This is a genomic window from Trebonia sp. (assembly GCF_030042015.1).
Taxonomy (GTDB): Bacteria; Actinomycetota; Actinomycetes; order Streptosporangiales; family Streptosporangiaceae; genus Trebonia.
In genome coordinates, this window is record NZ_JASIAL010000145.1 from 1 (window position 1) to 9,935 (window position 9,935).

The window sequence follows — 9,935 nt, forward strand, 5'->3', positions numbered from 1 at the left end:
GCGGACGCTGAGCCTGTCAGCTGTGCCTGGTCATGAGCAGTCGCGTGCTGCCATCGGCACGGCTGGGGAACAGCCGCCTGGTCTGCCAGCCGGTTGCCCGGTAGAGGCTGACGGCGGGGCGAGCCGCCGGGTGCGTGACCAGCCAGCGCGGCTGCGGCCCGGAGGCGTCGATGATGGCGTCGTGCAGTGCGCGGCCGGCGCCCTGTCCGCGCGCGGCGGGCAGGACGGCCAGTTCGCAGAGTTCGAATGGCTCGGTGCCGTCGAAGGCCGACCCGGCCCCGGCGATGCCTGGCGCGGGCCATCGGGGGATGCCGTAGCCGAACCCGGCCAGGGCCGGTCCAGGCCCGGTGAACGCCAGCGCCAGGACGAACGCGGGATGCCGGGCGTCTGCGAGCATCCTGCCGATCAGCTGCCTGGCGTGGGCGGATGTCTCGTTCCACGGCGGCGCGGCGAACGCCGCGGCCGCCAGGTCTGTCAGCTCGTTCGCCAGCCCGCAGGCGACCATGCTCGCCAGCGAGCCGGTCATTGGGATGACCCTAACCCGCCTGGCGCCATTCGGCTGGCCGGACGGGAGGGCGCCGGTCATGCCCAGGCGTGCGGGCAGGGGTGCCCGCACGTCACCGGTATGGCCGCCCACAACGGTCCTCCCGCTCTCGTCGTCAGGCCGCGAGGCACAGCCAGCTGCGCCCGCCTAGCTATTGCGATCTGTATGCAGGAGTCTACGTACGCCGCGACTTATTCGCAATTACTATCCCATCGCAGTAGTATCCCTTGAGTCGGCGGGTCAGCCGGCTAGGTGCCATCCGAGGGGGCCCATGGACGTGTCAGCCGGGACCGCGCGGCCGATCACCGTATACGGAGCCGCAGTCCTACACCGGCCCTGCGACCGGGTGGACTCGTTCGACGCCGGGCTGCAGGCGCTGGTCGAGGACATGTTCGCCAGCATGTACGCCGCCAACGGCGTCGGGCTGGCGGCGAACCAGATCGGCCTCGGGCTGCGCGTGTTCGTCTACGACTGCCCGGACGCTTCCGGCGAGAACCAGTCGGGGCACGTCGTCAACCCCGTGCTCGTGACGTCCGGTGCTCTCGCGCCGGCGGTGACTGATTCCGAGGGGTGCCTGTCGGTCCCCGGCCAGCAGGCGGAGGTCAGCCGGGCCGCCGTCGCGACCGTAACCGGTGCCGACGTGCGGGGCGATCCCGTGGCCGTCACCGGGACGGGCCTGCTCGCCCGCTGCCTGCAGCACGAGACCGATCACCTGCGCGGCGTCGTCTACGTGGACCTGCTGCCCGGCGATGAGCGGGCGGCCATTCTGGCCGCTGCGGGTCTGCCGGGCCGCCACCGCCGCAGCTCAGCGGACCGCTCCTGGCCTGGCGGGCATGTCAGCCCGGACCGACAGCCATCCTGACACCCTGCCCTCGCGTGGCGGCCTTTCATACAAGAGCCCGACTTTATTGCGCTTCCGCAGTCGCTTGCCTGCCGCAATAAAGGCGGGCTGTGGTCCCTCCGGGCTGCAGGAGCCTCGTAGCGCTCAGTCGTTCCAGGTCGGCTGGCGCTTGCCCAGGAAGGCGGCCATGCCCTCGCGGGCGGCCGGAGTCTGCGAGGTCTCGGCCATCACCCGGGCTGCCAGCCGGTAGGCGTCGGCCTGCGGCAGGGAGAGCTGCTCATACAGGGTCCTCTTCCCGGTCGCCTTCGAGGCGCGGCTGCCGCGGGTGGCCCTGGTGAGCAGTCCGCGAACTTCCTTGTCCAGATCCTGGTCGGGGACGGCGCGGTTGACCAGGCCCCAGTCCAGGGCCTGGGCGGCGGTGATGACGTCGCCGGTGTAGGCGAGCTCGGCGGCGCGCTTGCGGCCGATGTTTCGCGCGATGGCCACCATCGGTGTGTGGCAGAACCAGCCACCCTTGCCGCCCGGCGCGGCGAACCCGGCAGAGTGAGCGGCCACCGCGAGGTCGCAGGTCGCCACGAGCTGGCAGCCCGCGGCCGTTGCCAGCCCGTGCACGCGGGCGATCACCGGCTGCGGGACAGACTGGATCAAGTCCATCAGCTCCACGCACGTGTCGAGCAACTCGCGCACCGCGGGCAGGTCGGCCGTATATCGGCTTCCGGTGCATCATCCGGCCAGGCTGAGTCCTCGTCCCTGCCCACGCTGTCTGAGCACATCGTCATCGACGAGTCGTGCTTCACCGGCGGCCACGCCCCCGGTTGCTGGACCAGCGGCCAGCCTGCATCGCCGGAAACTCCGACGTCGAGCACTCCACCTGAGACCGCGGCAGCCAGGGCGACTGTCGTCAGAGGGCAGAACTGGTCTATCCTCGCAGGAATCGCGGAGTTGGCGCGCTGGCGAGGTGGGGTCTGCGTCGCGGCGCGCATGCGAGCAGAGGCGGTGCCGTGCACGAACTGTCGGTCTGCGGGTCGATCGCGGGTATCGTCGAGCGCCGCGCAGCCGGCCGGCAGGTCCGGGTCATCCACCTGCGGATCGGGCAGTTGCGCCAGATCGTCCCCGACACGCTTGTCTACTGCTGGGACCTTCTCAGCGCCGACACCGAGCTGGCCGGCTCACGGCTGGAGGTGGAGAGCATTCCCGTCCGCATCCGATGCCGCGGCTGTGACCGCTCAGCCGAGCTGGGCGACCTGCCGGTCTTCGCCTGCGGTGGCTGCATGAGCACGGACGTGGAAGTCATCGCCGGCGAGGAGTTCCTGATTACCGCACTTGACCTGGCCGAAGGAGCGAGTACCTGATGGGGCGTTTCCACCGTCACGGCGACGGCACCGCGCACAGTCACGACGACGATCACGCCGGGCACTCCCACGACGATGGTCACGACGCCATCGGCGACCATTCCGGCTACCAGACGGGAACCGAGCGCGTCGAGGTCCTGGCGCGCATCTTCGATGAGAACGACCGGACGGCGGCCGCCAACCGGGCCGACTTCGCCGGCCACGGGGTGTGCGCGGTCAACCTGATGTCCTCGCCAGGCGCAGGCAAGACCGCGCTGCTGCGGGAGACCTTGCGGCGACTGTCCGGGTCTTTGCGCATCGGGATAGTCGAGGGTGACATCGAGACCAGCCTGGACGCCGACCGCCTGGCTGGCTTCGGCGCCGACATCGCACTGATCAACACGGGCAGCGGGTTCGGCGGCGAATGCCACCTGGACGCACCCATGGTGCGCTCGGCCCTGCCCCGGCTTCCGCTGCGCGACCTGGACCTGGTGCTGATCGAGAATGTCGGAAATCTCGTCTGCCCGGCCGAGTTCGACGTCGGTGAGAACACCAGGGCCATGGTCTACGCGATCACCGAAGGGGAAGAAAAGCCGCTGAAGTACCCGGTCATGTTCCGGTCCTGCGACCTGGTCGTGGTCAACAAGATGGACCTGCTCCCTCACCTCGGCTTCGACCTGGACGCCTTCCTGGCCAATCTGCGCGCCGTCAACCCCGCCGCAGCCGTCATCCAGGCCAGCGCCCGCACCGGCGACGGCGTGGACACCTGGTGCCAGTGGCTTTGCGGCCACCTGGAATCCAGCCGAGCCGCATCGTCATCAGGCTAACCCGGCCGACCGGCGGGTGCTGACCGCGAATAACCGCCGGATGCCCATCCTTGACTGCATGCCCCAAGGGTGACCGCGGGCGCCGGGCCTGTTAGGGGCGGCGGCCAGTCCCGCGGGGCTGCGCCTGCGGTGACAGATCGGTGCAACCTTTCCGGTCTGGCGGAAATCTGTGCTTATCGGATGCCAGGATTTCTGGCAGTGCGCATATGAAGAGGGGACGGCAATGGATCGAGATCGGCGCGGCCGCCGGCGGCTGAATGCACCTGCTCCCGGCAAGACCTGGCAGTGGCGGGCAGCCGGCCTCGTCTTCGCGGCCGCCGGGCTGGTGGCGTCAGGCGCTGTGGTCATCGCTGGCCCGGCGGTCCCGGCGGCGGCTGCGCCGGCTGCGCCGGCGACCCTCACGGCGGTCACGGCAGTGTCCTGCGTGTCCGCCTCTCGCTGCTGGGCCGGCGCGTACGACGCCAGCGGCTCCGCCATCATCGCCACAGCGGACGGCGGCGTCACATGGAGCGTGCAGTACGCGACCACGAGGTTCGACGACATCGCCGGCATCGACTGCACCTCCGCCGCTCATTGCCTCGCCATCGGTTACGCGGCGGAGGACTCCGGCGCCGCGTTCCTGGAGACGGCCGACGGGGGCAAAATATGGAGCACGCACGCCGCACCGAAGTCCCTGGCCCTGGCTGAGGCCATCTCCTGCGCCAACGGCCTGGACTGCTGGGCCGTCGGATTGGCCGGCAACCGGTTCGACGCCGCGGTGGCCCGTACCACTGACGGTGGCGGCGTGTGGACGCCGGAACCGGTCCCCGCTCTGGAGACGGCGATGTCCAGCCCGTTCGGCATCTCCTGTGCATCGGCCACCGTCTGCCTTGTCACCGGCGAGGCCGCGCTGACCACGGCCAACGGCGGGAAAACCTGGACCAGGCACGCCGTCCCCGGCGGGGTGCCGCTGGGTCCGGTGACCTGCCCGTCGGCCAGGGACTGCTACGCCGTCTTCGACGTCACCTCCGCCATACCGTCGCACGAGCAGGCCTACCTGTACACCTCGGCTAACGGCGGGGTGACCTGGAAGGACGTCCTGTCCGCGCCCAGCCACGTGGCCGGGTTCGGGGGTATCTCCTGCCCCTCGACGACGACCTGCGTGGCGGTGGGCGGCGGCTACGCTCCCCAGGCAGGCGGCACTGACACCCTCTACGGCCTGTCCGAGCTCACGTCGACAAGCGGCAGGCACTGGGCGCAAAGCACGGTGGCCAGGGCGCAGGACCTTTTCGCTGACTCCTGCGTCACCAGGACCAGGGACTGCATCGCAGGCGGCCAGGCCCGCGCCGCAGGCGTGATCCTTAAGTCCGCCAACGACGGGGTGACCTGGACGTCCGAGCCGCTGCCCAAAGCGTAACCACACCTTCTGCGGGGTCAACGCGCGAGCAGCGTTCCCGATCCCACCTCAATAGGGTGCAACGGTCAGGTCGGTGCCGTCAGGGGAAGCATGCGGCCTGGTTCAGCGAATCGGCCGGCCGGCTGGTTCGCCGTCTGAGCCTACGTTCCCTGGCTGGTCTTGGCCGCGTGGTGGCGCTCGTCCTCGGTGAGGCCGCCCGACTGCCGTAGACCTGCCTGGTTCCGCAGCGCGAACCTGAGACACTGGGGCCGGACCGGGCTGCGCGGGCAGGGCCGGCGGCTGCAATGGTCCCTGGCGAGCCGACAGATTAGGACTCCGGTGTGATGCGGTAGAGGGCGCTGAAGCCTTCGCCTTCGTAGTCGGGTCCGGACTCCACCGGAGGGTCGAGCAGGTACATCGAGCCGCGATAAGCGACGGCCGCTATGTTTCCGTAACGCAACTCACCCGGGGAGGAGTAGACAGGCTTGAGCAGTGCAACCGCACTCGCGGCGCCGGAGTCGGGAAGAAGGCGGAACACTTGCTGCTGTGTGCCTGCGGCGTTCGGTGTGGCGGTCCACAGGCCGCTTGCGTCGCCGACCATCGCCGAGCCGCCGCCTTGGATCATCAGGACGCCTGCGAGAGCTGCCGGGAGCCTTACGTGACCAACGGGCGTGGCGCTCGCTCCGGTGAGGTGCCAGACCGCCGACGGCCTCGGGCCCGGCGCGAGCCAGAGCGAGTGCCCGGAGGCCACCATCCAGCTCACGGGCTCGCCGCTGCGCAGCGAGAAGGCACGGGTCGCCGTGCGGGACCCGGGAGCCACGCGGTACACGCCATTCGAGGCACCGCTATCGCCGCCACTGTTGGCGGCTGCCGCGAGCCAGAAGCCATCGTTGTCGAAAGCCACGATCGGCCGCGAGATCGCGGGCATCGCGATGCGCTGTATGACGGCGCCCGTGGAACCCGAGATGCGCAGCAGCTGGCTTCCGCCCTTCGCGAGCGCATCGAACAGCCAGAGATCACCATCCCCGTACGTCCACGTGGGCCAGCCATCAGATTCCTGCGGGAAGGACATGACCACGGGTCCCAGCACGTAGCCGGGCGGACCCGAGACCGCACGGGAGATGCGGACCGTGACGGCAGCGACTCCGCCGTTGCCGAATGAGACGTTCGGCTCGACCGTCACGACCGGCAGCACCCGCTGGCCCTCGAGCGCGGGATTGGCGCAACTGCTCGTCATGAGGTGGCTCAGAGCGAGTGTCGTCGGGTCGACCTCCGCCGAATTGCATGTCGCAGACGCCGAGGGGTACTGCTCTTGAAGGGCCGGACCGTAGAGGACGATCCTTCCTCGGGCGAGCGCAATGTCGCCGTACTTGTCGCTCTTTGCGAGGTCGAGCATCGTGACGCCCGGTGAGATCACGATGGCCTCGGCCGCCTCGCCATGACCGGGCGACCCGGTTCCGTGGTGCCCGCCGCTCCCCGAACCGGAGAATCCGACGCCGAGCCCGGTGCCGGCCGCGGCAAGCGCCACCACAGCGATGCCGATCGCCCAGCGCCGCCGCCGGAGGCGGCGTGCCTCGCGGATGATGATCTCCGCATCAGCCGGGGGCTTGCCGCTGGTCGGCGGCCGTTTGTGCAGGAGCTGCATCACCCCTCCCTACGAGATGGCCTCGATCATGGCGATGACCTCGTCGGGCCGGTAGCCCTGCTTGCGCGCGAAGGCGACGAGCTCTCGCACGCGCCTCATGACCGCCCCGCGCTCGGGAGTCCCGGCGACGGTGATCCCGCGACCCTGACGAAGCTCGAGGAGGCCTTCGTCGCGCAGCTCCCGCAGTGCGCGCAGGACGGTGTTGCGGTTTACCCCGAGCACGGTCGCGAGGTCTTTCGCGAGCGGCATCCGCTCGCCAGGCTTGGCCTCACCTTCGGCGATGGCTCGGCGAATCTCCGCCGCCACCTGCTCCCAGAGCGGGGTCGATTCGGTGAGGTCAATCTTCGGCGACTTCATTGTGCTAGTGATTTTAGCTCAAGTGGGACTGTCGGGCTCGCGCGTGATGCGCACCAGCCACGGCGAGAACGTGGTCCCGGTGATCGCGATGTCGGTCGACGTCGGTAGCGGATACCGGGCCTCGCGACCAAAGATCGCTAGGCGTTCTTAGGGCTGGCCGGTTGGCCAATGGGTGCGCCGAGCGCGCCGAGCGCGGCGGCAGTGATGATCTCGGCGTAGCGGTCGGGTGCGATCTGGGCGCCGTTCACCAGGTCGTCCCAGACGTGAAAGGAGTTCAGCTCCCACAGCAGCGCGGCTGCCTCGGAGGTTGACCAGGTCGGGTCGAGTCGCCCCTCCTCGCGCAGGCGCTCGATGATGGAGGTGGCGACGCGCATCCGGTAGGCGCCCCGGTCTGTCCAGGCGGCGGATGCGGACGGGTCGTCGTGGCGGGTGTCGGCCAGGGCCCTGGCCGCGGGCGCGAGCCCGGGCCTGCGCTGGGCCTGCAGGCTGGCCCATGCACGGATCGCCGTGGCGGCGTCAGGCGCCTGGGCGACGGCTGCCATCCCGGCCTCGAGCTGCTCTTGCTCACCGGCGTGCGCGACCAGGGCGAGCAGCAGCTGGGTGCGGTCGGGGAAATGAAGGTACAGCGCCTGCCGGGAGATGCCGACCGCGCGGGACAGCGCCGACATGGTGGGGAGGGTGCCCTGCTTTTCGGTTATCTCCCGCGCGGCGTCGAGGATGCGGGTCCGCGTGCTTGACACCTGTCAAGGAGGTTCGATGGAGCAGCGAGCGGCACCGTATGTGCTGGCGCAAGGCCAGGTCCGCAGCCACCCCGGCGCTTTCCCGGCGATCAAGGCCGGAGCGGCAGACACCGGCGGCTTGTTCACCCTCGTTGAGGGGGTCATCGGGCCCCGGACCCCGGGTCCGCCGCTGCACGTCCACCACGCCGAAGACGAGTGCCTTTACGCGATCGACGGCCACCTGCTGGTCCAGCTGGGCGAGGAGCGGCACGACCTGGGCCCCGGCTGTTTCGCCTGGCTGCCCCGGCAGATCCCGCACGCCTTCGCCAATGGCTCCGACAGCCCGGTGCGCATCCTCGGGGTGATCGCGCCCGCCGGAATAGAGAAGATGTTCGCCGAACAGGCCGCCTACCTCGCTCACCTGCACGGACCGCCGGATCCTGAGCAGCTCAGCGCCATCTGGGCTCCCCACGGCCGCCCAGTGGGCCCGCAGATCGACGTCGGCGCCACAGCCGAAGTGAGCCGCGCGTGACCTTCCGCGGCACCGCGGCGCGTTCAGCCGGGCGTCGAACACGGCCATGAAGGACCTGCGGAACGCGAACGCCATCGTCACGGGCGGATCCAGGGGGATAGGCGCTCACATCGCCCGCGCTCTTGCGAGCTCGGGAGTCAACGTCGCCGTCGCTGCCCGCTCGGCACGGCAACTTGAGGCCGTTCGGGCCGAATTGGCGAGCCTGGGCGTCAAGGCGGTAGGAATCCGCGCAGATGTCACGGTGGCCGCGGACCGCCAGGGACTTGTCGATCACGCCGCAGCAGAACTCGGCCCAATCGACATCCTCGTGAACAACGCCGCAGCCGAGCTGTTCTCCCGCTACACGGACCTGGACTCAACTCAGATCGAGGCCATTGTCGACCTGAACCTCACCGCCCCGCTGCTGCTGATCCAGGCGATCCTGCCCGGGATGCTTGACCGCGGCACAGGGCACATCGTGAACCTGTCCTCAGCGTCGGGAACAGTAGCGACGCCTTTTAACGCGGTCTATTCGGCGACCAAGTTCGCTCTGGTCGGGGCGACCCATTCGCTACGGGCGGAGCATTTCGGCTCGCCTGTCGGCTTCTCCGTGGTCTGCCCCGGCTTCGTGCGCCGGGACGGCATGTACGCGCGCTACGAGACACAGGGCCTGAGGCGCCCTCCCTTGCTCGTCGGGACGACGACGCCCCAGCGGGTCGCCAGCGCGGTACTCAAGGCGATCAGGGAGGACCGCGCCGAGCTAATCGTGAACAGCCAGCCGGTGCGACCCGCAGCGGTGCTCCAGGCGGCGGCTCCCCAGGTGCTACCCCGGCTGCTAAGGCAGATCGGGCTCACCTCGATGGTCGCGAGGGCAGCAGAGATGAGACGGACAGGTGCCTGGAGTGATCAAGCATTATCCGGGATCTCCAGTGCGCGATCGGCAGAGCGCAGCGCCCCGTTAGCGGGCTCCTTCGGCGCGGTATCGGACACCTGGTCTTCCATCCGAGGTCAGCGCGCGTGCGCGGCGCACCTGCCATCCCCTAGACTCCCAAGGCACCGATCCGGATCTTCGGCATCAATCGGTGAAACAGGGCAAAGGAGACAGGCATGAGCCTGGGCAGCGGCGAAGAGCTGGCCGGGCGGCGGATACTGGTCATCGGCGCCGCGTCCGGCATCGGGCAGGCCGTGGCCGATGCCTGCCGCGCCCAAGGCGCCGACGTCCTGACCGCCGACCAGCGGGCTGAGCAGTGCAGCATCCACGTCGACCTGCTGGACCCGAACTCGGTGCGCGAGCTGGCGGCCCAAGTGTCTGCCCTTGACGGTCTCGTGATCACCGCAGGCACCTCGCTACGCGCCACCATCATCGACACCACGCCCGCCCAGTGGCACGACCTGCTCGCACTCAACGTCGCGGCCACCGCCGACGCGGTGCGGGTGCTGCTGCCGTCACTCCGGCGCGGCGACCACGCGGCGGTCGTGACTGTCTCCTCAGCCACCGGCCTGCGCGCCTACCCGGGCTTCGCCGCGTACGCGGCCTCCAAGGCAGCGCTGATCCACTGGTCCCGGACCGCGGCGCACGAGTTCGCCGCCGATGGCATCAGGCTGAACTGCGTCTGCCCAGGACCGACCGACACCCCGATGCTCCGCGGCGACGTGCACGACTCAGCAGCCGCGCTCGCCGCCATCGCGACGAACACCGCGCTCGGCCGCCTCGCAACCGCGCCGGAGATCGCCGAGCCGATCGCATTCCTGCTCTCCCCGCGCGCCTCCTTCATCACCGGCGCG

Annotated in this window: 13 protein-coding genes; 7 read left to right on the plus strand and 6 right to left on the minus strand. The window is 69.7% G+C overall.

Annotated features, from left to right (window positions below):
- Nucleotides 1-16: 16 nt before the first annotated feature.
- Nucleotides 17-526 carry an N-acetyltransferase gene (locus Q1N79_RS07380; RefSeq protein ID WP_300605887.1) on the minus strand — a complete coding sequence of 170 codons (510 nt, stop codon included), beginning with the start codon at nucleotides 524-526 and terminating at the stop codon, nucleotides 17-19.
- Nucleotides 527-815: 289 nt separating this feature from the next.
- On the opposite strand from Q1N79_RS07380, the gene def reads away from it, so the two are divergent.
- A complete protein-coding gene (gene def / locus Q1N79_RS07385; RefSeq protein ID WP_300605889.1) occupies nucleotides 816-1,406 on the plus strand; it encodes a peptide deformylase in 591 nt (196 codons plus the stop codon).
- A gap of 123 nt (nucleotides 1,407-1,529) precedes the next feature.
- Here def and Q1N79_RS07390 read toward each other — a convergent pair whose 3' ends face one another.
- Nucleotides 1,530-2,072, minus strand: coding sequence for an enoyl-CoA hydratase-related protein (locus Q1N79_RS07390; RefSeq protein WP_300605891.1), 543 nt, complete (start codon nucleotides 2,070-2,072; stop codon nucleotides 1,530-1,532).
- 314 nt (nucleotides 2,073-2,386) lie between these two features.
- Here Q1N79_RS07390 and Q1N79_RS07395 point away from each other — a divergent pair, with 314 nt between their 5' ends.
- The 3 genes from Q1N79_RS07395 to Q1N79_RS07405 all read left to right on the plus strand — a co-directional run bounded on the left by Q1N79_RS07395 (nucleotide 2,387) and on the right by Q1N79_RS07405 (nucleotide 4,939).
- On the plus strand, nucleotides 2,387-2,737 hold the full coding sequence (locus tag Q1N79_RS07395; RefSeq protein ID WP_300605893.1) for a hydrogenase maturation nickel metallochaperone HypA: 351 nt from the start codon (nucleotides 2,387-2,389) through the stop codon (nucleotides 2,735-2,737).
- Complete coding sequence (hypB, locus tag Q1N79_RS07400) at nucleotides 2,737-3,543, plus strand: hydrogenase nickel incorporation protein HypB (protein ID WP_300605895.1); 807 nt, start codon at nucleotides 2,737-2,739, stop codon at nucleotides 3,541-3,543. Before Q1N79_RS07395 ends, hypB begins: the two co-directional genes overlap by 1 nt.
- 223 nt (nucleotides 3,544-3,766) lie before the next feature.
- The gene (locus tag Q1N79_RS07405; RefSeq protein WP_300605897.1) at nucleotides 3,767-4,939 is read left to right on the plus strand and encodes a hypothetical protein; all 1,173 of its coding nucleotides are present in this window, start codon (nucleotides 3,767-3,769) and stop codon (nucleotides 4,937-4,939) included.
- 140 nt (nucleotides 4,940-5,079) lie between these two features.
- Here Q1N79_RS07405 and Q1N79_RS30580 read toward each other — a convergent pair whose 3' ends face one another.
- From Q1N79_RS30580 to Q1N79_RS07420, 4 genes are all read right to left on the minus strand, one after another.
- Nucleotides 5,080-5,247, minus strand: a complete 168-nt coding sequence (locus tag Q1N79_RS30580; protein ID WP_367185037.1) for a WhiB family transcriptional regulator — start codon at nucleotides 5,245-5,247, stop codon at nucleotides 5,080-5,082.
- Nucleotides 5,247-6,563 (minus strand): hypothetical protein, encoded by a 1,317-nt coding sequence (locus Q1N79_RS07410; protein WP_300605899.1) that lies wholly within the window; start codon nucleotides 6,561-6,563, stop codon nucleotides 5,247-5,249. Before Q1N79_RS07410 ends, Q1N79_RS30580 begins: the two co-directional genes overlap by 1 nt.
- Nucleotides 6,564-6,572: 9 nt before the next feature.
- On the minus strand, nucleotides 6,573-6,920 hold the full coding sequence (locus Q1N79_RS07415; RefSeq protein WP_300605901.1) for a GntR family transcriptional regulator: 348 nt from the start codon (nucleotides 6,918-6,920) through the stop codon (nucleotides 6,573-6,575).
- 137 nt (nucleotides 6,921-7,057) lie between these two features.
- Complete coding sequence (locus tag Q1N79_RS07420; protein WP_300605903.1) at nucleotides 7,058-7,660, minus strand: TetR/AcrR family transcriptional regulator; 603 nt, start codon at nucleotides 7,658-7,660, stop codon at nucleotides 7,058-7,060.
- A gap of 16 nt (nucleotides 7,661-7,676) precedes the next feature.
- Here Q1N79_RS07420 and Q1N79_RS07425 point away from each other — a divergent pair, with 16 nt between their 5' ends.
- The 3 genes from Q1N79_RS07425 to Q1N79_RS07435 form a co-directional block, all read left to right on the plus strand.
- The gene (locus Q1N79_RS07425; protein WP_300605905.1) at nucleotides 7,677-8,171 is read left to right on the plus strand and encodes a cupin domain-containing protein; all 495 of its coding nucleotides are present in this window, start codon (nucleotides 7,677-7,679) and stop codon (nucleotides 8,169-8,171) included.
- A 46-nt stretch (nucleotides 8,172-8,217) separates the two neighbouring features.
- Nucleotides 8,218-9,261: an SDR family oxidoreductase gene (locus Q1N79_RS07430; protein WP_300605907.1), complete on the plus strand. Its 1,044-nt coding sequence runs from the start codon at nucleotides 8,218-8,220 to the stop codon at nucleotides 9,259-9,261.
- A partial coding sequence (locus tag Q1N79_RS07435; protein ID WP_300605909.1) for an SDR family NAD(P)-dependent oxidoreductase occupies nucleotides 9,258-9,935 on the plus strand: 678 nt, incomplete at its 3' end. The genes Q1N79_RS07430 and Q1N79_RS07435, both read left to right, overlap by 4 nt.

Bases quoted from the DNA above. Each gene is read 5' to 3' on its own strand.
- Q1N79_RS07380 (WP_300605887.1), bottom strand. From the start codon at position 526: ATGACCGGCTCGCTGGCGAGCATGGTCGCCTGCGGGCTGGCGAACGAG.
- def (WP_300605889.1), top strand. From the start codon at position 816: ATGGACGTGTCAGCCGGGACCGCGCGGCCGATCACCGTATACGGAGCC.
- hypB (WP_300605895.1), top strand. From the start codon at position 2,737: ATGGGGCGTTTCCACCGTCACGGCGACGGCACCGCGCACAGTCACGAC.
- Q1N79_RS07405 (WP_300605897.1), top strand. From the start codon at position 3,767: ATGGATCGAGATCGGCGCGGCCGCCGGCGGCTGAATGCACCTGCTCCC.
- Q1N79_RS07410 (WP_300605899.1), bottom strand. From the start codon at position 6,563: ATGCAGCTCCTGCACAAACGGCCGCCGACCAGCGGCAAGCCCCCGGCT.
- Q1N79_RS07415 (WP_300605901.1), bottom strand. From the start codon at position 6,920: ATGAAGTCGCCGAAGATTGACCTCACCGAATCGACCCCGCTCTGGGAG.
- Q1N79_RS07425 (WP_300605905.1), top strand. From the start codon at position 7,677: ATGGAGCAGCGAGCGGCACCGTATGTGCTGGCGCAAGGCCAGGTCCGC.
- Q1N79_RS07430 (WP_300605907.1), top strand. From the start codon at position 8,218: ATGAAGGACCTGCGGAACGCGAACGCCATCGTCACGGGCGGATCCAGG.